The organism is Streptomyces sp. NRRL F-5135, from assembly GCF_000719775.1.
In the GTDB taxonomy this organism is placed as follows: Bacteria; Actinomycetota; Actinomycetes; order Streptomycetales; family Streptomycetaceae; genus Streptomyces; species Streptomyces hebeiensis.
In genome coordinates, this window is sequence record NZ_JOHR01000001.1 from 383,368 (window position 1) to 408,862 (window position 25,495).

At 73.9% G+C, this 25,495-nt stretch carries 19 protein-coding genes and 1 pseudogene; 10 read left to right on the forward strand and 10 right to left on the reverse strand.

Annotated elements, in window-relative coordinates:
• Nucleotides 1–130 precede the first annotated feature (130 nt).
• From IG02_RS43375 to IG02_RS37585, 8 genes and pseudogenes are all read right to left on the reverse strand, one after another.
• Nucleotides 131–2,020 carry an FAD/NAD(P)-binding protein gene (locus IG02_RS43375; RefSeq protein ID WP_051764294.1) on the reverse strand — a complete coding sequence of 630 codons (1,890 nt, stop codon included), beginning with the start codon at nt 2,018–2,020 and terminating at the stop codon, nt 131–133.
• An 11-nt stretch (nt 2,021–2,031) separates the two neighbouring features.
• Entirely contained in the window at nt 2,032–3,072 is a 1,041-nt protein-coding gene (locus tag IG02_RS0101750) for a dipeptidase (RefSeq protein WP_030740741.1), read from the reverse strand.
• Between the two features lie 112 nt (nt 3,073–3,184).
• Complete coding sequence (locus IG02_RS0101755) at nt 3,185–3,985, reverse strand: ABC transporter permease (RefSeq protein ID WP_051764296.1); 801 nt, start codon at nt 3,983–3,985, stop codon at nt 3,185–3,187.
• Nucleotides 3,982–5,013, reverse strand: coding sequence for an ABC transporter permease (locus tag IG02_RS0101760; protein ID WP_078854097.1), 1,032 nt, complete (start codon nt 5,011–5,013; stop codon nt 3,982–3,984). Before IG02_RS0101760 ends, IG02_RS0101755 begins: the two co-directional genes overlap by 4 nt.
• Nucleotides 5,013–5,594 carry an ABC transporter ATP-binding protein gene (locus tag IG02_RS43775; RefSeq protein WP_420707712.1) on the reverse strand — a complete coding sequence of 194 codons (582 nt, stop codon included), beginning with the start codon at nt 5,592–5,594 and terminating at the stop codon, nt 5,013–5,015. The genes IG02_RS0101760 and IG02_RS43775 overlap by 1 nt, the downstream gene beginning before the upstream one ends.
• Nucleotides 5,595–5,636: 42 nt before the next feature.
• Nucleotides 5,637–6,188, reverse strand: a pseudogene (locus IG02_RS43780) (ABC transporter ATP-binding protein); the annotation flags it as partial.
• Nucleotides 6,181–7,266: an ABC transporter substrate-binding protein gene (locus IG02_RS0101770; RefSeq protein WP_030740754.1), complete on the reverse strand. Its 1,086-nt coding sequence runs from the start codon at nt 7,264–7,266 to the stop codon at nt 6,181–6,183. The pseudogene IG02_RS43780 and the gene IG02_RS0101770, both read right to left, overlap by 8 nt.
• A gap of 92 nt (nt 7,267–7,358) precedes the next feature.
• The gene (locus IG02_RS37585; RefSeq protein WP_051764300.1) at nt 7,359–8,570 is read right to left on the reverse strand and encodes a peroxidase-related enzyme; all 1,212 of its coding nucleotides are present in this window, start codon (nt 8,568–8,570) and stop codon (nt 7,359–7,361) included.
• A 393-nt stretch (nt 8,571–8,963) separates the two neighbouring features.
• Here IG02_RS37585 and IG02_RS0101780 point away from each other — a divergent pair, with 393 nt between their 5' ends.
• The gene (locus IG02_RS0101780; protein ID WP_030740763.1) at nt 8,964–9,794 is read left to right on the forward strand and encodes a GntR family transcriptional regulator; all 831 of its coding nucleotides are present in this window, start codon (nt 8,964–8,966) and stop codon (nt 9,792–9,794) included.
• A 394-nt stretch (nt 9,795–10,188) separates the two neighbouring features.
• Complete coding sequence (locus tag IG02_RS0101785; protein WP_234314567.1) at nt 10,189–12,552, forward strand: zinc-dependent metalloprotease; 2,364 nt, start codon at nt 10,189–10,191, stop codon at nt 12,550–12,552.
• A 58-nt stretch (nt 12,553–12,610) separates the two neighbouring features.
• Here IG02_RS0101785 and IG02_RS0101790 read toward each other — a convergent pair whose 3' ends face one another.
• Nucleotides 12,611–13,534 (reverse strand): AEC family transporter, encoded by a 924-nt coding sequence (locus IG02_RS0101790; RefSeq protein ID WP_030740769.1) that lies wholly within the window; start codon nt 13,532–13,534, stop codon nt 12,611–12,613.
• A gap of 271 nt (nt 13,535–13,805) precedes the next feature.
• Here IG02_RS0101790 and IG02_RS0101795 point away from each other — a divergent pair, with 271 nt between their 5' ends.
• The 8 genes from IG02_RS0101795 (at nt 13,806) to IG02_RS0101830 (ending at nt 24,805) form a co-directional block, all read left to right on the forward strand.
• The gene (locus IG02_RS0101795; RefSeq protein ID WP_078854167.1) at nt 13,806–15,101 is read left to right on the forward strand and encodes a substrate-binding domain-containing protein; all 1,296 of its coding nucleotides are present in this window, start codon (nt 13,806–13,808) and stop codon (nt 15,099–15,101) included.
• 278 nt (nt 15,102–15,379) lie between these two features.
• Nucleotides 15,380–16,726 carry an ABC transporter substrate-binding protein gene (locus tag IG02_RS0101800; protein ID WP_030740783.1) on the forward strand — a complete coding sequence of 449 codons (1,347 nt, stop codon included), beginning with the start codon at nt 15,380–15,382 and terminating at the stop codon, nt 16,724–16,726.
• 62 nt (nt 16,727–16,788) lie between these two features.
• Nucleotides 16,789–17,838 (forward strand): carbohydrate ABC transporter permease, encoded by a 1,050-nt coding sequence (locus IG02_RS0101805; RefSeq protein ID WP_030740787.1) that lies wholly within the window; start codon nt 16,789–16,791, stop codon nt 17,836–17,838.
• A complete protein-coding gene (locus tag IG02_RS0101810; RefSeq protein WP_030740789.1) occupies nt 17,835–18,710 on the forward strand; it encodes a carbohydrate ABC transporter permease in 876 nt (291 codons plus the stop codon). Before IG02_RS0101805 ends, IG02_RS0101810 begins: the two co-directional genes overlap by 4 nt.
• An 89-nt stretch (nt 18,711–18,799) precedes the next feature.
• Nucleotides 18,800–19,828, forward strand: a complete 1,029-nt coding sequence (locus tag IG02_RS0101815) for a hydroxyacid dehydrogenase (RefSeq protein ID WP_030740792.1) — start codon at nt 18,800–18,802, stop codon at nt 19,826–19,828.
• On the forward strand, nt 19,825–21,903 hold the full coding sequence (locus IG02_RS0101820) for a DUF2264 domain-containing protein (RefSeq protein WP_078854098.1): 2,079 nt from the start codon (nt 19,825–19,827) through the stop codon (nt 21,901–21,903). Before IG02_RS0101815 ends, IG02_RS0101820 begins: the two co-directional genes overlap by 4 nt.
• 419 nt (nt 21,904–22,322) lie before the next feature.
• On the forward strand, nt 22,323–23,531 hold the full coding sequence (locus IG02_RS0101825) for a S8 family peptidase (RefSeq protein WP_030740798.1): 1,209 nt from the start codon (nt 22,323–22,325) through the stop codon (nt 23,529–23,531).
• Between the two features lie 245 nt (nt 23,532–23,776).
• Nucleotides 23,777–24,805: a bile acid:sodium symporter family protein gene (locus tag IG02_RS0101830; RefSeq protein WP_051764303.1), complete on the forward strand. Its 1,029-nt coding sequence runs from the start codon at nt 23,777–23,779 to the stop codon at nt 24,803–24,805.
• Nucleotides 24,806–24,917: 112 nt separating this feature from the next.
• On the opposite strand, the gene IG02_RS42010 is transcribed toward IG02_RS0101830, so the two are convergent.
• Nucleotides 24,918–25,481, reverse strand: a complete 564-nt coding sequence (locus IG02_RS42010; RefSeq protein WP_063756708.1) for a hypothetical protein — start codon at nt 25,479–25,481, stop codon at nt 24,918–24,920.
• Nucleotides 25,482–25,495 lie beyond the last annotated feature (14 nt).

The window sequence follows — 25,495 nt, forward strand, 5'->3', positions numbered from 1 at the left end:
GGGCACGGCGCGCGTCGTGGCGCGGGGCGCGAAGCGCGCCGCGCCCCGAGGCCGTGGGCGTCGTGCCCCCGAGGCCGTGAGCGTCGTGGGCCCGGGCCGGACGGTCAGGCCGGCCGGCCCCCGCCCGTGGTCAGGCGTCCACCCGCGCGCCCGGGGCCGCCGCCGTCAGGGCCCCGCGGGCGACCGTGTCCGCCTGGCGGAACAGCTCGGCGTTCGCACGGGCCCGCGCTCCGATCGCCGTGTTCCACTGCACGCCCTCGATCGGGATGCCGACCGCGAAGAGGTGCGGATGCGGCCGGCCCGTGGCGTCCCGCACGGTCAGCTCCGCCGGGTCCACGTCCAGCGCGCCCGACGCCCGCCTCCCGTCCCCCGTGCCCGCCAGGTGCGGACGGGCCAGGCCCGAGGCGAGCAGGCCGCGCAGCAGCGGATCGGCGGTGCGGGCCAGGTCGGCACCCGGCAGCCAGGCGTCCAGCAGGGCGCGGGCCGTGGCCGGGGGGCCGTCCACCGTCGGGGAGGTGACGGAGAACCGGCGGGACCGGGCGTCGACGGTGAGGGCGGGGCGCGCGCCGGTGAACTCGACCACGCCCGCGTCGTACAGGGCGATCAGCTCGGCGACGCGGCTCGCGGGCGGCCCACTGGAGACATGGGCGCCGAAGGCCCGGAACCAGGCCAGTTCGGGGACGGAGCCGCCGGTCAGCACGCCCGCGGCGACGACCCGCCGCACCTGCCCCTTCACCGCGGCGACCGCCGCCGCGGCGGCCTTGAGCGGGCTGGTCCCGGGCGCGCGGGCCTCGCGCAGGTCCGCGCGCAGCCGCTCGCGCAGCCAGTCGCCGAAGGCCTCGCGGCCGGGGAACGTCCGGCCTGCCAGCGGCCGGTCCAGGTCGATGAGGTCGAAGCGGTCGGCGGGGTCCTCGAACGCCTCGGCCAGCAGCTCCGCCCATGCCTCGGAGCCGTGGTCCACGGCCGCGTACCGGTCCAGGAAGTCACCGGCCGGCAGCCGGCAGACCTCGGGACGCAGCTGGAGCAGGAGCCGGTACCAGGCGGCGCCCGCCTCCTTGGCGATCAGTGGCCAGACGTCGGTCAGGAAGCCGACCGAGCCCGGCTCACGGGCCATCAGTTTCGCGGTCGCCGTGGCGTCGAAGAAGCGCGGAGTGTGGCCGGCCGGCAGCCGTCCCGGCTCCTCGGGCTTGGCCAGGTACGGCACGCCCCGGCCCGATCCGGCGAGGATCCTGGGCTCGCGGCCCGAGGGCAGGTAGCGCAGGGCGCCGGAGGCTCCCGCGGGTCCCAGCGGTTCGAAGCGACCGCCGCGCCCGGCGGTGAGCAGCGCCAGCTGGTCGAAGAAGTTGAGCGCCAGGCCGCGGACGAGTACGGGTTCCCCGGGCGGCAGCAGGTCGAGCGCGGCTTCGTGCGGGTGGCCGGGCGGGACGTGGACGAGCCCGTGGCGCTCCGCCGCCGCGGTGAGGTCGCGTTGCTCGGGCCCGGGTTCCCGGTCGGTGTGTCCGGTGGCGAGCACGACCGCGTCGACGACCAGTGAGCGGCCGTCCGCCAGACGCAGCCGCAGTCGCCGCCCGGGCACCTCCTCCAGGGCGACGGCCCGTGTCGCGTGGTGGACGACGCGGACGGACGGCGGCGCGGAGCGTACGACCTCCTGATGGGCCCACGTCAGGTAACGGCCCATCAGCGCACGGCTCGCGTGCTGCCATTCCTCCAACGCCGGGGCGCCGGGAACACCGGGCTCGTGCGCGCGGACCCACTGGAGGAAAGTGGGCCCGGTGGTCGCGGGACCGGCCATGGTCACGGTGTCGTCGGGGAAGGCGGTGGCGTGCCCGGCGAGCGTGTTCATCAGCAGGTGTTCCGGCTGCCCCGGGGACCAGACCCGGCCGGCGCCGGGCGGGTGCTCGTCCACCACGTGCAGGTCGGCGGGGAGGGCGGCCCAGGGGCCGCCGGGGCCGAGGTTCGCCGTGAGGCGTTCCAGTACGGCGCTGCCGCGCGGCCCCGCCCCGACGACCGCGACGCTCACCGGTCCCGGCCTCAACGCTCGGTGTCCCAGATCTCCGCCAGGACGCGCCGGAGGTTGCCGCTGAGGACCTTGGCGATGTCGTCGGCGGTGTAACCGCGGCCGACCAGCAGTTCGGTGATGCGCGGGAGGTCCGCGGGGGTGCCCATGCCGACCGGGTGCATCCGCTCCAGGTCCAGGTCCTCGCCCGCCATGGGGATCTCGGGGTAGAGGCGGCGGACCCGGGCCATGCCCTCGCGGGTGTACTTGCGCTCGTCGCCGACGTCCGTGCCCACGATGACGTGGTCGATGCCGACGAGCTCGACCAGGTGGTCGATGTTGTCGGCGAACACCTCGGCGCCCGGGCGCCGGGTCAGGCCCTCGGGGCTGAGGAAGCCGGACTTGGCGGCGAGCCCGAACACCCCGCCTCGCGCGGCGAGTTCGCGGACGACGACATCGCTCTTGTTGCGCGGACTGTCCACGAAGTGGGTCAGGCCGGCGTGGGTGACGAGCACGGGCTTCTCGGAGACCTCGATCGTCTCCAGGGTGGAGCGCTCGCCGGTGTGCGACAGGTCGAGGGCGACCCCGAGCCGGTTGCTCTCCTTGATCAGGGCGCGGCCGAAGCGGCTGAGTCCGCCGTTGGCGACCTCGCCACTGCCGTCACCGGCGTAGTTGCGGTTCTGGTACGTGAGCCCCATGAAGCGCAGGCCCATCCGGTGCAGGGCCTCCAGCCGCCACAGGTCCTCGCCCACCGGCTTGCTGTCCTCGAACCCGGCGAACCAGGCGACCCGGCCCTCGGCCTTGGCGCGGTCGACGTCGTCCAGACCGTACGCCTGGAAGATCCGGCCGCCGGTCTCCCGCAGCCGGCGCTGCCAGCCGACGATGCCCGCCGCGGCGGCGTCGAAGTCCTGCGAGATGGACACCGCGTGGTTGATCGCCGTGACCCCGGAGGCGGCGAGCTTGCCCAGGTACGTCTCGTCCGACCAGGCCAGCGGGGTGCAGTCGAGCGCGTTGAAGACGATGTTGTCGCGGTGCAGCCGGGCGGCGTCGAGGGGCTGTGCCGAGGTGACGGACACGGTGGATCTCCTTGGAACGGGTGGGGCGGGAAAGCGGGGGCGGCCGGACAGCGCCTCGATCCGGCCGAGCGGCCGAGCGGCCCGGGACCGGCCGGGGCGCGGGCGGGGTCGCTCAGCCGGACCGCAGGGTGCGGCGCAGGCCGAGGCCGCGTTCGACGAGGACGACGACCACGACGGACAGGAGCACGAGCAGGACGGAGAGGGAGGCCACGGACGGGTCGCTGCGGTACTCGACGTACTGCAGGACCGCCACCGGCAGCGGCACGGTGTTCTGGCCGGAGACGAACAGGGAGATGACGGTCTCGTCGAAGGACAGCAGGAAGGCGATGACGCCGCCCGAGAAGAGTCCGGGTCTGATGGCCGGCAGGGTGATCCGCCAGAAGGTGGTGAAGCCGCCCGCGCCGAGGGTGCGTGCCGCCTCCTCGGCGCGCGGGTCGGCGGACACCAGGGACGCGGAGACGGTCCGTACGACGTACGGCACGGTCACGCCCAGGTGGGCCAGGATCAGCCCCCAGTAGGTGTCGGTGAGCGGGATCGGGGCGAGGATCAGCAGCAGCGCCAGGCCGAGCACGATGTGCGGCACGAGCAGCGGCGAGAGGAAGGCCGCCTCGACGGCGCTCCGGCCGCGGAAGCGCAGCCGGGTCAGCGCGAGCGCGGCCGGTACGCCCGTGAGGACCGCCAGCAGCGCGGTCGCCGCGGCGGTGACGCCGCTGACCTGGAAGCCCTCGCGGAAGGCCTCGTTCGCGAAGACCTGCCGGTAGGCGTCGAGGGTGAATCCCTCGGGCGGGAAGCGCAGGTACGTCGCGTTGTCGAAGGACTCCACGAGCACGATGATGATCGGCGCGAGAAGGAACAGGTACAGGACCGTCAGGACGACGGACCGGGCGGCCCGGGACAGGCGGCTGACGTTCATGACCGTGCCTCCCCCGGTCCGGTGAAACGCGCTTCGAGGGCTTTCTGGGCCCACAGGTAGAGCGAGATGACCACGCCGAAGACGGCGAGCAGCAGGACGGAGAGGACGGCGGCCACCGGCCAGTTGAGTGCGGTGATGGCCTCGTCGTAGATCTCGGTGGCGAGCACGAAGACCCGTCCGCCGCCGATGAGCCGGGGGGTGACGTAGCCGCTGAGGCTGAGTACGAACACCAGCAGCGCGGCGGTGAGGACACCCGGCAGGGTGAGCGGCAGCACGATCCGCCGGAACACCGTGCGCCGGGGTGCGCCCAGGGCGGCGGCGGCGTGTTCCAGCGCCGGGTCGAGCCGGCCGAACCCGCTGATCATCGCGAGGATGGCGAACGGCATGTAGATCTCCGTCGAGGCGATGACGACACCGGTGAGGTTGTTGGCGAGGTGCAGCGGGGTGTCTGTCAGCCCCAGGCCGTCCAGGGTCTTGTTGACCACGCCCTGGGTGCCGAGGATCGCCATCCAGCCGAAGGTGCGGGCGACGGAGGAGATCAGCAGCGGCGCGACGGCGAGCGCGACGAGCAGGCTGCGCCACCGGCTGGTCGTACGGGCCAGGAACAGGGCCACGGGGTAGGAGACGACGAGCGTGCAGAGGGTGACGAGGACCCCGAGCTCGAGGGTCTGTCCGATGACGTTCCAGTAGTGGGAACTGCCGAGGACGTGGGTGAAGGTGGCGACGGAGAGTGTCTGCCGGATGACACCGCCGTCCTCGGCCTCGTTGAGCGACATGCGCAGGACCCAGACCAGGGGCAGCGCGTAGGTCAGCAGCAGGGCGAGCAGCCCGGGCAGGAGCAGCGCGAACGCGACGCGGCCGGGCGAGCGGCGCCGGGTGGCGGCCGGGGCGGGCCCGGCCGCGGAGGGGTGCGGGGCGCCACCGCTTCCGGGTGTCGCCGCGGGCCCGGGGGATTCCGGCGTGCCGGCGGACGCGGGAGGGTCCGGTGGGGTCCGCGCGTGGGCCGGGTCCGGGGAGTCTGCCGTCATCAGCGGCTTCCCTCCGAGTCGCCGTCCTCGTCCGACACCAGCCGGGGCGCCGCGTGGTCCCAGGTCAGCTCCACCTCGGCGCCCGGGCCGAAGGGCTCCTGGGTGCCGGTGGGCCGCTCGACGTCCAGGAGCGGACCGTCGTCACCGACGCGCACCCGGTACGCCACGGTCTCGCCCGCGTACCCCGCGGAGAGCACCGTGCCGCGCACCGCTCCCGTGCCGCCGGCCGCGGGGGACAGCGCGATCCGGTGCGGGCGCAGCATGACCGTGGCCGTGCCGCCGCGCGCCACCGGCTCACCGGCCGCCGGGACCCGGCCGAGGCCGTCCAGCGCGACCAGGGTGTGGTCGCCGTCCTGGCCCTCGGCCGTGCCGGGGAGCAGGTTGGCCCGGCCCACGAAGCGGGCGACGAAGGAGCGGGCGGGCCGCTCGTAGATGTCCTCGGGCGAGCCGGTCTGCTCGATCCGGCCGTGGTTCATCACGGCGACGCGGTCGGCCATGGACAGCGCCTCCTGCTGGTCGTGCGTGACGAACACGGTGGTCACACCGGTCTCGCGCTGGATCCGGCAGATCTCGTCGCGCATCGCGGCGCGCAGCTGTGCGTCCAGGTTGGACAGTGGTTCGTCGAGCAGGAGCACGGCGGGCTCCACGACCAGCGCGCGGGCCAGCGCGACACGCTGCTGCTGGCCGCCGGAGAGCTGGGCGATCCGGCGGCCGGCGAGGTGGCCGAGCCGGACGAGCTCCAGCGCCTCGGCCACCTTGCGCTTGAGGTCCGCCTTGGGGGTCTTGCGCATCTCGAGCCCGAAGGCCACGTTGCGCGCCACGTCCAGGTGCGGGAAGAGCGCGTACGACTGGAAGACCACGCCCATGTCACGGCGGTGCACGGGTGCGTCGGTGATGTCGCGGCCGCCGACCCGGACGCGGCCCGCCGTGGGCTCCACCAGGCCGGCGATCATGCGCAGCGTGGTGGACTTGCCGCAGCCGGAGGGGCCGAGGACGGCGAGCATCCGGCCGCGCTCCACGGCGAGGTCGACCCCGCGCACCGCGGCGCCGTCCTTGCCCGGGTAGGTCTTGACCAGTCCGTCCAGCACCAGGTGCGCGGCGGAGCCCTCGGGGGACGGGGTGTCCCCCGCCGGCGCGGCGGGCGCCGACGGGGTGCGGGCCGGGGCGTCAGCCACCGATGACCTCCTGCTTGATGCGGTCGACCCAGGCGGTGTAGCGGGTGGTCAGCCAGTTCCAGTCCACCGGGATCTGGTTCTTCTGCTGCTCGGCGGAGGCCGTGGTGCGCTCCTTCGCGTCCGCGCTGAGCGTGACGTCCTTGTTGACGGGCGCGTAGTACGCCTCGTCGTCGAACGCCTTCTGCGCCTTCGCGCCGATGGCGTAGTCGATGAACTTCTCCGCGGCGGCCGTGTGCCGCGAGTTGTTGACCAGGTTGATGGTGTTGACCTGGGTGACCGTGCCCTCCTTGGGGAGGACCGGCTGCACGACACCGTCGGAGGTGTTCTTGTAGTACTGCCCCCGGGCGTTCCATCCGACGGCGATGTCGGCGTCACCGGACTGGATCGCGGTGTAGACGTCGGGCGAGGGCTGCCAGGTCTGGACGGCGGGCGAGAGCTGCTTGAGCTTGTCGATCGCCGGGTCGATGTCCTGCTTGTAGTCGGCACCCAGGATCTTCTCCAGGGCGACGATGAGCGCGACGCCGCGCGTGTCCGCGATGGGCATCGCGAGCTTGCCCTTGTACCGCGCGTCCCAGAGGTCGTTCCAGCTGGTGGGCGCCTTCTTGACCTTCTCGGAGTTGTAGAGGATCGACAGGCTGTCGAAGGTGAGCGCGGGCCCGTGGCCGGTCTTGCTCCTGGCGGTGTCGACGAGGCGGTCGAGGTTGGGCACCTTCTCCGCGTCGAGTTGGGCGAACAGCTTCTCCTTGTTGGCCGTGGGCGCCACGGAGCTGTCCATCAGGGCGACGTCGGCGACCGGTCGGCTCTTGCTCGCGCGCAGCTTGGCCAGCACCTCGGAGGAGTTCTGGATCGGTACGTACGTGACCTCGATGTCGGGGTTGGCCTTCTCGAACGGCTCGATCACCGTCTTGGTGAAGGTGTCCTGGAAGGTGCCGTAGAAGCCCATGAAGGTGACGGTCTGCTTCCCTCCGCCGCCGGATGAGCCGGACGGCGAGGTGGCGGTGGAGGAGCAGGCGGTCGCCAGCAGCGCGGTGGCCGACAGTACGGCGGCGGAGGTGAGGGCAGGACGGAGGGAAGGCATCGCGGTCTCCGGTCGGGCGGGATGACGGGGAAGGGCGGGGAGGGAAGGGCGCGGGGCGACGTCGGACCGCGGGCCCCGGCGGGACGGGAGGGTTACCGCCCGTCGGCCGGGCGGGACCGGTCCGACGTCCTGCTACAGGACTCCCGTGCGCCGTCGCGCGGGGTCCCGGGAGCCGACGGGGCGGCGGGTTCCGCCGCACCGGCGGACGAGGCCGTGCCCGTGGCGGCCGGCACGACGGCGGGACGCGCCGCCGCGTCGGCCCGCGCGGCTTCGGCGGGGTGCGCGTCGCCGAGGACCAGCATCAGGCGGTTGGCCCAGCCGAAGAGGGCGACGGCGTGCACCAGGTCGGTGAGCTCGGCGTCGGACAGTCCGGCCGCGCGCAGGGCGGCCACGTCCGCAGCGCCGCCCCGGGGCGGGGTGTGAGTCTGGGCCGCCGTGAACCGGGCGATGGCCAGGCCGCGGGCGTCCGGGGCGAGCGCGTCGCCGCCCGCCCGCAGGACCCGCCGGGCGGCGGCCTCGTCGCGGGAGAGCTGACCGTATTTCCGGCCGTGCACGGAGGCGCAGTAGACGCAACCGTTCGCACGGGAGACGAGCAGCGTCGCCAGTTCGCGCTCGGCGCGGGGCAGGCCGCCGCGCCCGTACATGATCGCGTTGTAGACGTGGGTGCGGTGGTCGAGTGCGGCCGGGTCGTGCAGCAGCGTCCGGTAGTACGGGGACGTCGTGGACAGCGTGGCGTGCGCGTCGACGACGGCCTGCTGACCGGGCGTCAGCGCGTCGGCGGCGACCGCCGGGACGCGGGGCCGCCAGGTCAGCCGCGCCAGGGTGAACCGGTCGCCGTCCGGCGCCTTCGGGGCGGTGGGCGCGGGGCCGGGGATGGCGGTGGGCTCGACCGCGGGGCCGCCCGCCAGCAGGGAGAGCCCGGAGACGACCCGGGCCTCGTAGGAGACGAACGCGCAGATCTGCGCGAGGGCGACGACGGCGGGAACGTCCAGACCGCGCGCGGTCAGATCGCGCAGAGCGTCGGGACGCACATCGGCGGGCGCGACCGTGACGCTGTCGGTGAAGTGGAGCACCGCGGCCGTCAGGTGCGGCCCCGAGACGGCCTCGGGCGCGACGGCCCCGGGTATCAGGGCCCGGTACCGTGCGGCGAGGCGGGGCTGGCCGGTCCGCTCGGCGGCGCGCGCGGCGGCCGCGATCCGGAGCTCGGCCGGGAGCGTGCCGGGGTCCTCGGGCGTGAGCAGGACCCGGCGCGCCTCGGCCGTGTGCTCGCTCAATCCGGCGCGCCGCCCAGTGCTGTCCGCCATGCCCGGTCCTCCTCCCCTGCGGCTCCGTGCCGCCACGTGTGTCCATCCGGTGTCCGCCTGGTAAGACGGCTTGTTCCCCGGCGGCGTGCCGTGCTGTCCGGAGGTGAAAGCTAACTGCGGCGAAGGGCTTGGCGCAAAGGCTCCGGAGTGGGAATAAACGCTGCTCACGGCCTTTCCGTGGGGCCGTGAGGCGCTGGCGCGGACCACCACCTGATGCAACAGGCGCGACCGCGGACGTGGCAGACTGCGCGGGAAAGCGGAGAATCGGCCGGGCCTGTTGCATCAAGTGACCCGGCGAGCCACTCGGAAGATCCGTTTCGGGCCCTTATCCCATGACCGGGGCACCGAAAAATTTCTCACATAGCAAGACGCTGTCCAGAAAGTGAGACATTTATGGCGGTCGCGGCCTATCGGACGGTGGCGGAGGACCTCCGTCGCCGGATCGGGGACGGCGAGTTCACGCCGGGCGATCCGCTCCCCTCGCGCGCCGAACTGGCCCGCTCCTACGGCGTCGGCGGCAATGTCGCCGCCGCCGCGATCCGTGCGCTGGCCGCGGAAGGCCTGGTCAAGGGCCGGATGGGGCGCGGGGTGTTCGTACGGGAACGGTCCTCGTCGCGGACGATGGCCCGCTCGTGGACCCAGGAGCGGCTCCAGGGCCGGCTCGCGGTCACGGGCGGCGGAGCGGACATCGACGCGGGCACCGACGCGGGTACCGGCAGCGTCGTCCCCGGGGACGACGACGGCCCGGTGGACGACGGCCGTACGGTGCGCGGCACGCCCCGCTCCACCACCGGCGAGGCCCCGGAGGAGATCGCCCGGCGACTGGGGCTGGCCGCCGCGGAGCCGGTGATCCGCAGCGAGTACCTGATCACCCGGGACGGCAGGCCCGCGATGTTCTGTGTCAGCTGGGAGCCGCTCGGCATCACCGGCGGCACCCCGGTCTCGCTGCCCGGCGCGGGTCCCATGGCCGGCAGCAGCGTCGTGGCACGGATGTCGTACATCGGATTCCGGATCACCCGCTCGACGGAGACCGTGACCGCGCGCACCGCCACCCGGGCGGAGGCGGACGTCCTCGACCTGGCACCGGGCGCGCCCGTGGCGGCCATCGAGCGCACGTACTACGCGGGGACGCGACCGCTGGAGACGGCGGACCTGGTCGTGCCGGGCGAGCGGTTCCGCCTGGCGTACGAGATCCCGGCGGAGCCGGCGGACGCCCACGCCTGAGACGGCGGGCGCCTCGAGCGGCGGGCTGCGCGGCGGGGGACGCCCGGACCGCGAAACAGGCCCGCAGGCCGCGGGGCCCCGCGCCGGCCCAGGCCCCCGGTGGCGAGGCCGCGGGGCCGGGGCGGAGCGGCCCCGGCCTCCCCCGGGTCCACCTGACGCGTCCCGGCCCCGGAACGGCCGCTGTGCTCGGCCGGTCCGGTCCCGGTCCCGGTCCGACGGTGTCGGACGGTCCGGTCGGGCCGCCGCTCCGGGGCCCGGAGCTCCGGCTCCCCGCCCCGGGTCCGGCGCGTGCCCCGGGCCCGCGCCCCCCGCCTGTTCGCCGTCATGACCCCGGACGTAGCATCTGCTTCTCCGTTTCGAGGACCGCGCCCGTCGAGAGAGAAACGAGCCCCGTGTGAGCGACGTCAACGACCTGCCCGTGGACCCGACTCCCGGGACGACGGCCACCGGATTCCTCGACCTCCCGGGCGGCCCCGGCACCGACGACGGACGGCTCCTCCTCGGTGTCCGGCGCTTCGGAGAACCGTTCCTGCTGATGGCTTCCCTCTCGCACGGAGCCGGCTCCAGCACGCTCGGCCTGGACCGGGGCAAGGCGGGCAAGGTGAAGGTCGCGGAGTTCCGGCGGATCGCCGGGCGCGTCGTCCTCGTCCTGCGCAACAAGCACCACCTGGCGAGCGGGGACACCGCCGCCGTACGGGCCGGTGAGGAGTCCTTCGCCCGGTCCGTCGTCTGGAGCGCGCCGGTGCTCGGGGAACGGGACGGCGGCGTGGTCGTCGACGCGTCCGGCCTCGCGCTCACCGACTTCCACGGGGTCGCCGACCAGCTCCGCGAGCACCGGCAGGGGGCGTACGCGCTCGACCCCGGCGCCTCCTTCCCGCTCGCCGACGAGGCGCGGACCGGCCCCGGCGGGACCCGGCTGCCCGCCCTGCTCACCTTCCGGCTCCCGCGCGAGGGCTCGCCGGGCGCCGCGGTCGAGACCGTGACGCCCGCGCCGCACTCCCTCACCGTGGTCCAGCAGCTGCACCTCGTCCCGCTGCCGGACCCGCCCCTGCCGGCCCGCCGCTACCACCCCGCGTCCGGTGGATACGGCATCGGCCACGACGACCACGGCAACGACGCGCGGTCCGGCCGCCGGGTCGGGCTCCAGCCGCGCTTCCGGCTGGAGCCCGTCGATCCGGCCGCCCCGGCCGGGCCCGTCCGCCGGCCGGTCGTCTTCCATGTCGACCCCGCGATCCCGGAGCCGATACGGACCGCCGTCGTGGAGGGCGGCAACTGGTGGGCGGACGCCTTCGAGCGGGCCGGGTTCCACGACGCCTACCGGGTCGAGGTGGCCCCGGAAGGGCTCGACGACAACGACCTCGGCGTCAATTCCGTGCGCTGGGTGCACCGGGACGGCCGTGGCTGGTCGCACGGGCAGGGACTGACGGACCCGCGCACCGGGGAGATCGTCTGCGGCCGCGTCCGGCTCGGCTCCCAGCGGGTCGAGCAGGTGACCGCGCTCGCCGAGGCGCTGTACGCGCCGTACGGACAGGAGGACGAGCGCGAGCGCCTGGCCGCCGTCGAGGCGCTGGTGCTGAGCCGGATGCGCCAGCTCGCGGCGCACGAGATCGGCCACGCGCTCGGCTTCATGCACAACTTCGCGGGCAGCCACCACCCGCACCCCTCGGTGATGGACTACCCGCATCCCCGCGTGACGGTCGCTCCCGACGGCACGCTCGACTCCTCCCGGGCGTACGCGCACGGCCTCGGCCCGTGGGACCACTTCCTGGTCGCGCACGCGTACGGCCGTTTCCCCGGCGAGGACGAGGAGACCGCCCTGGCCCGGCTGCGCGACCGGGCCGCCGTGCGGGGACTGATCTACGTGAGCGACGAGGACGCGCGCGGCCCCGGCGCGGCCCACGCCGACGCGGTCGTCTGGACCGCCCCCGGCCCCGACGCCTTCGCCGCGCTGGACGAGGCGCTGGCCGTACGGCGGGTGGCGCTGGCGGGTTTCTCGCGCGCCGTGCTCCCGCCGGACCGGCAGACCGGGGAGCTGGAGGAGCGCGCGGCACTGCTCCAGCTCTACCACCGCTCCCAGCTCTCGGCCGTCGCCCGGCTGGTCGGCGGTGTCCGGTACGGGTACGGCCTCGCGGGCGAGGAGGGCACGGGGACCGTTCCCGTCGCGGCCCGGACGCAGGCCCGGGCGCTGGCGCGGCTGGCCGGGCTGCTGCGCGCGGAACACCTCGCGCTGCCGGAGAACGTCCTGGCCGTGCTCACTCCGCCGGGTATCCGGTACGGCCGGAGCACCGAGTACTTCGACACGCGGGCGGGGCGGGTCTTCGACCCGTTCGCCGCGGTGGAGGCGACGGCCGCCCTGGTCACCGAGGAGCTGCTGGAGCCGGCCCTGCTCAACCGGCTGGCCTGGCAGCACGCCACCGACCCCGCCGTGCCGGGCCCGGCGGACGTGGTGGAGGCGCTGCTGACCGCCACCTGGCGCAGGCCCGATCCCGTACCCGCGCACCTGCCGGCCGGCGCCGCGGTGCAGGAGACGGCGGGCTGGGTGGTGCTGCGCGCCATGTTCGGCCTGCTGCGCGGGGACGGCCCGCACGCGACGGTACGGGCCCGGGTCGGTGATCGGCTCGGCAGGCTGGCCGAGGACCTGCGCGGCGGCGGCGAGGCGGAGCGCGCGGCGGCGCGGGCGATCGACGGCTTCCTCGCGGGAGACGACGCGCCACGGACCGGCCCCGGGCCCCGGATCCCGCCGGGCGCACCCCTCTGAGCCCCGCCGGCGAGGCGCGGTGCCAGGACGCGCCCGGACGGGCACAGGGCGAGGACCCTCAGCCGAGCAGCACCGCGATCACCACGAGGGCGGGCACCGACAGCAGGGTGGACAGCAGGATCGACTCCCGGGCCAGCCGTTCGGCGACGCGGTAGCGCGAGGCGTAGGTGTAGAGGTTCTGCGCGGCGGGCAGGGCGGAGGTCACCACGACGTCCAGCAGCGCCGCGCCGTGCAGGCCGAAGACCCAGGCGCCCAGCAGCCACGCCGCCGCGGGCTGGCCCGCCGCCTTGATCCCCGCGGACAGCAGGACCGGATACCGGTCGGCGCCCCGGCCCGGCAGGGCGCTGCCGCGCAGGGATATGCCGAAGGCCAGCAGTACGGCGGGCACGGACATGTTGCCGATGAGGATGAGCGGGTCCATGACCGGCCCCGGTACCGTCCAGCCCGTCGCCGCCACGGCGACCCCGCTCAGGGATCCGACCGCCACCGGGTTGCGCAGCGGTGTGAGGAGCATCTGCCACATCGGTCGTTTCCGCTCGTCCGGGCCGGTGAGGTCGAGCACCGTCAGCGCGATCGGCGTGACCACGATCTGCTGGAACAGCAGGACCGGTGCCACCAGCGAGGCGTCGCCGAGCACGTACACGGCGATCGGAATGCCCAGGTTGCCCGAGTTGACGTAGCTGGAGCACAGCGCGCCGATGGTGCCGGCGCCCACCCCCCAGCGGCGGATCGCGGCGACGGCCACGAAGGCCCCGGCGGCGAGGACCGTGGTGATCGCCGTGATCAGCAGCCGGCTGGAGAGGATCACCGACAGATCGGCCCGCGCCAGAGTGGTGAACAGCAGGGCGGGCGAGGCGACGTGGAAGGCGAGTTTGGTGAGGACCTCGCGCCCGTTGTCGCCGAGGTACTTGCGCCGGCCGATCACATAGCCGACGCCGATGACGACCGCGATGACCGCGAACCCGGTCAGAACTCCCCGCACCGCACGTCCCGGTCGCTCGGATCACTCGACGGAACGGCCCCCGGCCGCGGTGGAGATACATGGATCATGCAGCCAACCATCCCGAGGAACATCACTCGGAGTCAACGCGGTCTCGTGGAGCGAGACCTGGGAGGGCCGCCGTCCGGCGAACGATCGCTATGCTGCCGACCGAAACGCTCAATCAAACAGTCAAACGAAACAACACACCGCGGGTGCGGTGACGGAGCGGTCCGGTCCCGGCACGGCGACCGGGCGGGCAAGGGGGCTGGGCATGCGGGAGCCGGTCGAACTGAGGCGTCAGCGGATCCTCGCGGTGGTGGAGTCGCGCGGCGCGGTCAAGGTGAGCGCGCTGGCCGCCGAGCTGGAGGTCTCGGTGGTCACCATCAGGCGGGACGTCGAGGAGCTGGCCCGGGCCGGGAGACTGCGGCGCGGGCACGGCGTGGCCCGGCCGGTGCGGCCCGTCGAGGTCCCGGACCCCGCCGCGGACCGGTCGGGGGCCCGGTCCGCGGCGGGGTCCGGACAGCGGTCGCCGGAGGGCGCCACGGTCGCGGTGGTGGTGCCGGAACGGCACTCGTACCTGTACGAGACGCTGCACGGCGCCCGGACCGTGCTGGAGGAGTCCGGGACGCGGATCGCCCTGCACATCGCGCCGCAGACCGCCGGGGCCGAACGGCCCCTGGTGGAGGCCGCGCTGACGGCCGGGGCGCGGGGGCTGCTGATCGCGCCGCGCTGGCGCAGCGCGCTCACCGAGGAGGCGGACTACGGCTGGCTGGCCGAGGTCGGCGTGCCGACCGTGCTGATGGAGCGCCGGCCGCCGGCCGGGAGCGGGCTGCACGCGCTGGACTCGGTCTCCTCCGACCACTGGTACGGCATCCACCTCGCGGTCGACCATCTGATCGCGCTCGGCCACCGCCGTATCGTGCTGGCCGCCCGTGACGACAGCCCCACGGCGCGCCGGGTCCGCACGGCCTTCGCGGAGATCGCCGCGGCCCGGCCGGAGGTGTCCGACTGGTCGGTGGTGCTGAGTTCGCCGGACGCGGTCCCGGGCCCGGGGCCCGAGGCGGCGGGGCCGGCGGCGCGGGGCGCGTCGACGGCGGCCCGGTCCTCCCGTGCCGCGCACGACCGCGCACCGCTCGACCTGGCCGCGCTGCTGCGCGAGCGCGGCGCGACGGGCGCGGTGATGCACGGCGACGTGGACGCGCTGATGCTGGTGCAGCGGCTCGTGGAGGACGGGGTGCGGGTGCCGCGCGACTGCTCGGTGGTGGCCTACGACGATGTGATCGCGGGACTCGGCAGTCCTCCGCTGACCGCCGTCTCACCGCCGAAGGCGGAGATCGGCCGGGCGGCGGCGGAACTGCTGCTGCACCGGCTCGCCCGGCCGGCCGGCGCGCCGGGTCCGGTGCGCCGGATCGAGCTGCTGCCGGAGTTCAAGGTCAGGGGTTCGACGGGTCCGGCGGTGTGCCCGGGTGCGGGGGCGGCGGAGGCCGGGGCAACGGGGGCGGGAGAGCCGGAGGCGGGCGAGGCCGCCCTGCCGCCACGCGCCGCGGACGCCGCGCAAGCCACGTGAGCGACACGAACGGCACAGGCGGCGCAGCAGGCGGAAGCGGCGCGGAGGGCACCTCCCGTCGTCTCTCCGCCGACCGCCTGACCAGTACCTTCCGATATCCCGGACAGGGCCGCGACGCCCTGCCGCCGACGCGCCGCCGGTCCCGCCGCCGGCCGGGACAACTCCCGCCGGGAAGTGAGCGTTTGACCGTTTCAATTTTCTTCTGAGCGATCTATTGACCGCTTCCGATCAGCCGATCAGGATGCCCGTGTCTCGAACCGGAGCCGCGGGAGGCGCCCATGCCTGGTCGACAGAGCCGTCGATCCGTGCTGGCCACGATCGCCGCGCTACCGCTGGCAGGAGCGCTCAGCGCCTGCAGCGGGGGCGGGGGGTCGAGCAGCACCAGCAAGACCAGCACAACCAGCCGAAAAGCCACCCACATCACCTTCTGGTCGGCCCTGCGGGGCAGCCAGGAAGTGGTGGACGCGTTCAACAAGACCCATGACCGGGTGCAGGTCGACTACCAGCAGGTCCCCTCGGGTACCCAGGGCGGTTACGTCAAGCTCAGCAACGCCGCCCGCGCGGGCAACGCGCCGGACGTCGCCACCATCGAATACCCGCAGGTCCCGGCCTACGCCATCGACGGCGTCGCCCGGGACATCACCGGACTGCTGAGCGACCGGCTGCGCGCCAGGCTGCTGCCGCAGGCGCTCGGGCTGACCACGTTCGAGAAGCGGGTGTTCAGCGTGCCGCTGGACATCGAGCCGATGGTGATGCACTACCGCAAGGACCTCTTCCGGCGGTACGGACTCGATGTGCCACGCACCTGGGAGGAGTTCGAGGAGACGGCGGAGACCGTCCGGCGCGAAGGCGCGGGCCGACGGCTGGCCCTCTTCCCGACGGACGGCTTCACCCAGTTCGCCGCGTACTCCTGGCAGGCGGGCGCGCAGTGGTTCGACACCGCGGGCGGCGCCTGGAACGTCTCGCTCGCCGACGCGCCCACCCGCAAGGTCGCGGCGTACTGGCAGAGGCTGGTCGACCGGCGCCTGGTCCACATGAACGCCGTGGAAAGCACGCAGGCCGACGCTCAGATCGCGAACGGGCTCGTCCTCACCCGGCTCAGCGGTGCCTGGGACGCGGGAGCCCAGATGAACGCGCGCCCCGGGCAGAAGGGCCAGTGGTCGATCGCGCCGCTCCCCCAGTGGGACCCCGCCCGGCCCGCCGTCGGCACGCACGGTGGCTCCACCTTCGCCGTCACCAAGGACAGCAAGCACCCGGAGGCGGCCATGGAGTTCATCGAATGGCAGGTCTCGCACCCGGACGCGCTGCGGGCCCGGCTCTCCAGCGGCGCCAGCAGCCAGTACCCGGCCGCGCCGGAGCTCGTCGACATCGGCCGGGAGGCGTTCGACCGGTCGTACTACGGCGGCCAGGACATCTACACGCTCTTCGAGCAGGAGGCGCACAAGGTCCGGGACGGCTGGATCTGGGGGCCGCGCAGCAGCGCCACCCAGAAGGTCATGCAGGACAACTTCGCGCGGGCGAGCGGCGGCCAGGGCTCGCTGCTCGACGCGGTGCGCGAGGCCCAGAAGGGCACCATGCCCGACCTGAGGGCACTGGGCCTCGCCACCACGGAGCACAGCACATGACCCGCGCGGCCCCCTCCTCGCCGTCCCCGCGTCCCCCGCAGCCGAAAGGCAGGTGACACCCCATGAGCCAACCCGTGAGCAGGCCTCTGGCCGGCCCTCTCCCCGTCTCCGAGGACACGACCACGCCGCCGGAGACGACACGCCGCGTCTTCGGCTCCATCCGCGCGGGGGGCGCCTCCTCCCCCGGTGGCCGTACCGCCACCCGCGCCTCCGCCCGGCGCCGCGAACTCGCCGCGGCCGCCACCCTGATGACCCCGTTCTACGTCCTCCTCGTCACGGTCTTCCTGATACCGGTCGGCACGGCCGTGTGGCTGAGCTTCTTCGGTGACGACCAGCCGGGACTCGGTTTCGGCCCGGAGCGCACGGTCTTCGTCGGCCTGCGCAGTTACGCGGCCGTCCTGACCGACCCGACCTTCCTCGGCAGCCTCGGCACCGTGGTCCTGTACTGCGTGGTCTACATCCCGCTGATGGTGATCGGCGCGCTGGCCCTGGCGCTCCTGCTGGACTCCGGGGTGGTGCGGCTGCGCTCCTGGGCCCAGCTCGGGCTGTTCCTGCCGCACGCCGTGCCGGGCATCATCGCCGCCCTCATCTGGCTCTACCTCTACACCCCCGGCATCAGCCCGGTCATCGAGCTGTTCGCCAAGGCCGACATCACCATCGACTTCCTCGGCGTGCACACCGTCCTGCCCTCCATCGTCAACATCGCGCTGTGGAGCAACCTCGGCTACAACATGGTCATCTTCTACGCCGCGCTCCAGGCGGTGCCGCGCGAGGTCATCGAGGCGTCGGTCGTCGACGGCGCGGGTCCGGTCCGTACCGCGCTCCAGGTCAAGACTCCGCTGGTGAGCTCCTCGATCGTAATGGTCGCGATGTTCACCCTGATCTTCGCGCTCCAGCTGTTCACCGAGCCGGTGCTGCTGAGCCAGTCCTCGCCGATGATCAACGCGCGGTTCTCACCGAGCATGTACATCTACGACGCGGCGTTCACCCGGAACAACTACGGTCTGGCGGCGGCCGCCTCGGTCATTCTGCTGATCCTCACCGTCGCCCTCTCCTACGGCGTCACCCGCTGGACCAACCGCGCGAACAGCGCCGAGGAGGCAGCCCGATGAGCGCGCTGACCGCTCCCCGTACCGCCCCGCCGAGGCGCCCGCACCTGCTGGGCCGCGCCGTCGTCAATCTCGTCGTCGGCCTCTCGGTGCTCTACACCCTGCTGCCGGTCATGTGGCTGGTGCTGGCCGCCACCAAGAACCGGGACGCGCTCTTCCGCAGCGACCTGCTGTCGCTGAGCGACTTCTCCTTCGCGCAGAACCTGCGGGACGTGGTCGCGATGGACGGCGGGCTCTTCAGCCGGTGGTACGCCAACAGCCTGCTGTACGCCGTCCTCGGCGCGGCGATCGGGGCGCTGGTGAGCATCGCCTGCGGGTACGCCTTCGACAAGTACCACTTCCGGCACAAGGAGAAGCTGTTCGGGCTGGTGCTGGCGGCCGTGATGGTGCCGCAGACCGTGCTCGCGCTGCCCCTGTACCTGATGGCGTCGGGCGTCGGCCTGGTCAACACCTTCTGGGCGGTCTTCATACCGGTCCTGTTCAATCCGTTCGGGGTCTATCTGGGCCGGATCTTCAGCCAGGGGTACGTACCCGACGAGGTGCTGGAAGCGGCGCGGGTGGACGGGGCCGGCGAGCTGACGACGTATGTGCGGGTGTCCCTGCGGATGCTCGGCCCCGGGCTCGTCACCGTCTTCCTCTTCCAACTCACGACCATCTGGAACAACTTCTTCCTGCCCATGGTGATGCTGTCCGACCAGGACCTGTATCCGGTCAGCCTCGGCCTGTACGCCTGGAACAGTGCCGCGAGGGTCTCCCCCGAGTACTACCCGGTGGTGATCACGGGTTCGCTGCTCGCGGTGGTGCCGCTGATCCTCGCCTTCACGCTGCTCCAGCGGTTCTGGCGGTCCGGACTCACCGCGGGCGCCGTCAAATAGCGAACCACCCGAGCAGCGGACCGCCCACCTGACAGGCCATCGGAGCCACACCCACCCCCATCAGGAGCATCAGGAAACCCAGGAGATTCATGGCTACCGCAGCAACAGCACGCTCCCGCCCCCGGGCCGCCCTCGCCATGTCCCCGGACGCCGGGGCCGCGGTCCTGCGTCCCGACACCCTGGCCGCCCTCGGCGCGGTGTGCGACCTCATGCCGCCACCCGTCCTCGACGACTTCGGCACGGACCGGGCGCGTGCGGCCCTGGCCGGCGCCGAACTGCTGGTCACGGGCTGGGGCTGCCCGCCGCTGGACGAGGAGGTCCTGGCGGCGGCGCCCCGGCTGCGCGCGATCGTCCACACCGCGGGGACGGTACGCGGCCATGTCACCGAGGCCTGTTGGGAACGCGGCATCGCGGTCTCCTCGGCCGCCGCCGCCAACGCGCTGCCGGTGGCCGAGTACACCGTCGCGATGATCCTGCTGTCCGGCAAGCGGGCCCTGGAACGGGCCCGCGACTACAGGACCGCGCGCCGCCGTGAGCCCTGGCTGCGCCTCCCCGACGTGGTGGGCAACTACGGCAGGACCGTGGGCATCCTGTCCGCCTCGCTGATCGGGCGGCGGGTGATCGAACTGCTGCGCCCGTACGACCTGGACGTGGCCCTGTACGACCCGTACGTCTCCGCCGAGGAGGCCGCCGCGCTCGGTGTCCGTCAGGTGGAGATCGGTGAACTCTTCGCCGGCAGCGACGTGGTGAGCGTCCACACCCCGCTGCTGCCCGCCACCACCGGACTGGTCAGCCGTGACCTGCTCGCCGCCATGCGGCAGGACAGTGTGCTCATCAACACCGCGCGGGGCGCGGTCGTCGACCAGGACGCCCTCACCGACGTCGTCCGGAAGGAACGGATTCGAGCGATCCTCGACGTCACTGATCCGGAGACCCTGCCTCCGGACCATCCGCTGTGGGAGTGTGAGAACGCCGTCATCACCCCGCATCTCGCCGGGTCGCAGGGCAACGAACTGCGGCGGCTGGCGGAACTGGCCGTCGCCGAGGTCACCCGCTGGGCCGCGGGTGACGGCTTCGCCCATCCCGTACGACGCGAAAGGCTGGCATTCCTCGCATGACCGCACCCCGTACGAATCCGCCCGCCGCCACCGCCACCGCGGCCGGTCCCGCCGGTCCGGGCGCCGCCGCCGGGACGGGCCGCGCGGGCCCGGCGCCCGTGCCCCTCGTGCTCCCGGGCGAGGACCGCGCGCACAGCCCGTACACCGGCTACACCCGGGACCACTGGGAGGCCGCCGCCGACGGGCTGCTGAGCGCCGCCTGGCAGTGGGCGACGCCGGGCCGCGCCCTGCTCGACCTGCCGGGCAGGCCGTCCCGTTCGGGCGTGCGCTCGGACGGTCTGGAGGGCTATGCCCGGACGTTCCTCGCCGCCGCGTTCCGGGTCGCGGGCGCGGACGGGAAGGACCCGCACGGCTGGCTGGAGCGGTACGCGGACGGGCTCGCGGCCGGCACCCGTACGCCCGGCCGCGACGACACCGAGTCCTGGCCGCTGATCCTCGACCACCATGTGCAGGGCCAGCCCATGGTCGAGTCCGCGTCGGTCGCGCTCGGGCTGCGGCTGACCCGGCGATGGCTGTGGGACCGGCTGGACGCCGGCGTCCAGGACCGGGCCGAGGAGTGGCTGCGCGGCGCCCTGCGGCACACCCCGGCGCCCAACAACTGGTACCTGTTCCCCTACTCGGTGGCCGGGTTCCTGGAGTCGGTGGGGCGCGGCGACGACGAGACGGCCCGGGCACGGGAGCGGGCGACCGGCCTGCTGGAGGGCTGGTACCGGGGACAGGGCTGGTACACCGACGGCGACGGGCGCGCCTTCGACCACTACAACGGCTGGGCACTGCACCTCTATCCGGTCCTGGACGCGTATCTGGCGGCCCGTGAGGACGGTGACGCCGGCGCCGGTGGTACGCGTCCGGCCGGCCTGGCCGACGACCGGGACGGCAGCGGTCCGGACCACGACGGCCCGGACCGCTACGGCGTGTACGGTCCCCGGCTGCGCGAGCACCTGGAGAGCTTCTCGCTGCTGTTCGGCGCGGACGGCGCGCCGATCCACTTCGGCCGCTCGCTCACCTACCGGTTCGCGGCGGGCGCGGCCGTCGCGCTGGGCGCCGTGACGGGCCACACCCCGCTCGCCCCCGGTGTCTCGCGCCGGCTGATCAGCGGCGCGCTGCGCTACTTCACCGACCGGGGAGCGACGGGCACGGACGGGCTGCTGAACCTCGGCTGGCACGGTCCGCACGACGCCACGCTCCAGACCTACTCGGGCCCGGCCTCGCCGTACTGGGCGTCCAAGGCGTTCGTGGCGCTCCTCGCGCCCGAGGCGCATCCGCTGTGGCGGGCCCCGGAGAAGCCGGCACCCGTCGAGGGGGCCGACCGGGTGCTCGCGCTGCCCGCCGCGGGGCTGCTCGTCCAGTCCACCGCGGCGGACGGGATCGTACGGCTGCACAACCACGGCAGCGACCATGTCCGGCCGCACGAGGGCGAGTCGGGGATACCGGACGACCCGCTGTACAGCCGGATGGCCTACTCCACCCGGACCGGTCCGACGTCCGCGGCGAACGTCGCGGACAACCAGCTGGCTGTGGAGGTCGCGGGCGCGGTCAGCGGACGCCGCCGCATCCACCCGCTGGGGGCGGGGCACGGGGACGGCTGGGGCTGGGCCGCCTCCTGGCACCGGCCGGTGTTCTCCTCCGGCGCCCCGATGGTGCCGGGGCTGCGGGTGGACAGCGTCACGGTGGTCCGGGGCGGGTACGAGCTGCGCGCGCACCGGGTGGTGGGCGCGCCGCCCGGCGCGCGGGTGTGGCAGTCGGGCTGGGCGACCGGGCCCGGCGAGGACACGCGGTCGGCGCTGCACGGGCTGTACGGCTGGCAGGACGCGGACGAGCGACGGGCGCCACAGGGCACGGCGTTCACGCCCTGGGCGGTGGTGCCCCGGCTGACGGGCGGCGCGGAGGGGACGGCGTTCTTCGTGGCGCTCGCGTCGCTCACGGCCGGGCCCCGGGCCGCCCCGCCGGCGGACGCCGTGAGCGAGACCCGGGTGCGCGGTGAGGTGGTCGAGGTGAAATGGGCGCGGGACGGTGAGTGGACCCGTATCACCTTCGACCCGGTGACGGTGGAACACGGCGCCGACGTCTCCTGAGCGGGGGAACACCACCGGCTGGACGCCGGGCGGGCGGGCCGTGGTGCGGACCGGTCCGGCCGGTCTTCGCGGGCCGACGGCACGGGACGGAGGGGCCTCGAGGAGCGCGTGCGCCTCGAGGCCCCTCCGCCGTGTGTGCCTGCCGTCGTCAACTCCCGCTTCGCACAAGGGACGTGGCGAGATGTCCGGGACCTGGCGAGGTGGGGCGGGTTGCCCGCATCAGTACGATCAGCTTATTGCATGACCATGTCAGGAAGGTGACAATCCGTCAGTCCTCCTTGTTCCGCCTCTCACTCCTCGGCGATGGTTTTTCACAGGCGGTCACACGACCCCGTCCGGACCGCCCCGCGCATGCCTGCGGCATGCCGCCCCTGTCGCGCACGCACCCTGGCGCGCCCCGATGAGGAGGACCCCTCAGCATGGCATCGACCCGTACCACCACGACGCGGATAGCAGCCGCGCTCACCGCCTTCGCGGCGACCGCCGCCCTCGCGGCCGTCGCCGCTCCCGCCCAGGCCGCGCCCGCCGTCGGCACGGTCATCGACGCCCAGGCCAAGGACGCCGTGCCGGGCAGCTACATCGTCACGCTCAAGAAGAACACCGGCCTCAAGGCCGCCTCGGCCTCCGGCCGGGAGGTCGTCTCCGAGTACGGCGCGAAGATCGAGAGAACGTATACGGCCGCCCTCAACGGATACGCCGTGCGCCTCTCGGCCGCCCAGGCCGCGCGGCTCGCCGCCGACCCCGCGGTGGACCAGGTCGTCCAGGACCGTACGGTCCACGCGCTGGGCACCCAGACGAACCCGCCGTCCTGGGGGCTGGACCGGATCGACCAGGCGTCGCTCCCGCTGGACTCCCGGTACACCTACCCCGACAGCGCCGGCTCCGGAGCGACGGTCTACGTCATCGACACCGGGGTCCGCATCAGCCACCAGGACTTCGGCGGCCGGGCCTCGTACGGTTACGACGCCGTCGACGGCGACACCACCGCGCAGGACGGCAACGGCCACGGCACCCATGTCGCGGCCAACATCGCCGGCTCCTCGTACGGCGTGGCCAAGAGCGCCAAGATCGTGGCCGTGCGGGTCCTCAACAACTCCGGCTCGGGCACCACGGCCCAGGTCGTCGCGGGCATCGACTGGGTGACCGCGAACCACAGCGGGCCCTCCGTCGCCAACGTCTCCCTGGGCGGCGGCGCCAGCACCGCGCTGGACACGGCCGTGCAGAACTCCATCAACAGCGGGGTGACCTACGCCATCGCGGCGGGCAACTCCAGTGCCAACGCCGCGAACTACTCGCCGGCCCGGGTCGCCTCGGCCATCACCGTCGGGGCGACGACCAGCACCGACGCCCGCGCGAGCTACTCCAACTACGGCTCGGTGGTGGACCTGTTCGCCCCGGGCAGCTCCATCACCAGTGCCTGGTACTCCTCCGACTCGGCCACCAACACCATCTCGGGCACCTCGATGGCCACCCCGCACGTCGCGGGCGCGGCGGCGGTCTACCTCGCGGGCCACACGAGCGCGACCCCGGCCCAGGTCGGGGCGGCCCTGGTGAACGGCGCCACCTCGGGCGTGGTGACCAGCCCGGGCACCGGCTCGCCGAACAAGCTCCTGAAGATCGTCCCGTAACACCCACACCCACACCGTCGACGGGGCGTCACACCGGTGACGCCCCGTCGGCCCACCACGCACGACCGTGACGCCGCCCGGTGGACACCGGGCGGCGTCACCGCGCTCCGGGCCGCCATGACCGGCCGGGGCCCTCCCGTACCGAGCCGTGACCCTCCGCGTTACGCCGTGACCCGGCGTGAGCGGGAGGGACCAGATGACGAGACGGTGTTGCGCGACGGCATCGCGAGGCGTTCCATCGCGCCGTGTCATCAGAACAGAAGCCCCCCACCGTTTCCGCTCCCACCGCGCCGGACCCCGCTGACCGTGCGGCCCGGCGTGCCGTCACCGTCTTCCCGGTCCTGGTACTCGTCGCGGGCGTCCTCGGGCTGCTGACCCCGGGCACCTTCGCGAGCTGGTCGGTCTCGGTGCCGTACCTCCTGGGCGTGGTCATGTTCTGCATGGGGCTGACGATGACGCCGCAGGACTTCCAGGGCGTCGCCAGGCGGCCGTGGGCGGTCGGGCTGGGGCTGGTCGCGCACTATGTGATCATGCCCGGGCTGGGCTGGCTGATCGCCAACGCGCTGGGGCTCCCGCCCCAGCTGGCGGCGGGGGTGATCCTGGTCGGCTGTGCGCCGAGCGGTACGGCGTCCAACGTGGTGACCTACCTGGCGCGCGGCGACGTCGCGCTGTCGGTCTCGGTCGCGACCGTCTCCACCGTTCTCGCCCCGGTGGTGACACCGCCGCTCACACTGCTGCTGGCGGGCGAGTTCCTGCCGGTGGACGCGGGCTCGATGGTGGCGGACATCCTCAAGACCGTGCTGCTGCCGGTGCTCGCGGGGCTGGCGGTCCGGCTGCTGGCGGGACGGTACCTGGACCGGGTGATGGGCGCGCTGCCCTGGCTGTCGGCGGCCACGATCGCGGTGATCGTGGCGGTCGTGGTCGCCGGCAGCGCGAGCGCGATCCGGTCGGCCGCGCTGCTCGTGTTCGTCGCCGTGGTGCTGCACAACGGTCTGGGGCTGGCCCTCGGTTACGGCGCCGGGAAGCTGGCGCGGCTCGGCGCGCCCGCGAGCCGGGCGATGGCCTTCGAGGTCGGCATGCAGAACTCGGGCCTCGCCGCCTCCCTGGCCACCGCCCACTTCAGCCCGCTGGCCGCCCTGCCCGCCGCGGTGTTCTCGGTCTGGCACAACGTGTCGGGAGCGCTGGTGGCGGCCTGGATGGCGTACCGGGCGCGGTCGGCCGAGCGGGCCGCCATGCCGTCGGCCGCTCAGGAGGGCCTGCCGGCGGACGGATGAGGGCCGTCCGAGAGCGGCCACGGAGGCCCGGGGGCGTCCCGGTGGGGCGACCGGGACGCCCGGTCGTGGGCGTCGGCCGCCCCCGTACCGCCGTCCGCGTCACGGGGTGATCTCACCGCGCGGCGGCACCCGCGCGAATGGCCGCCGTCGTCAGGAACAGCGCTTCGACCACCGTCGCCGCCCCGGCCGCGACGGCGATCCGCTGTGCGGTGAGGGCACCGCCCGTGACGAGGACGGCCACGCCCGCGCAGGGCGCCAGCACCAGGCCCGGTACGAGCCAGGCGAGGAAGGCGCGCTCCGCCCGTCGGCCGTCGTCGGGACGGCCCGCGGCCGCCTCCGTCGCGCCACACGGCCCGCGCTCCCCTCGGAGCAGGGCCCAGCGGTCGGCCGCCTCGCGCTGCTCGTTCCGGCGCCGTACCGCCGAGCACACCGCCAGCGCCAGGGTCGCCAGGGCACCGGCCGCCGCCAGGACGGCCGTGCCCCGGGCGGTGGCCAGGAGCAGCAGCGGTACGGCCAGGGCCGCGGTACCCCACCCCGTCAGCACGGCCGCGGCGCCCAGCCGCCGGGAGACCGGCCGGTCCGCCCCCGCGCGCAGGTCGGCGACGGCCGGCACGTACCAGACACAGCCGGCGCCGCACAGCAGGGCGATCCCCAGGGCCGGAACACCGTGCGACATGATGTTTTCCCTTC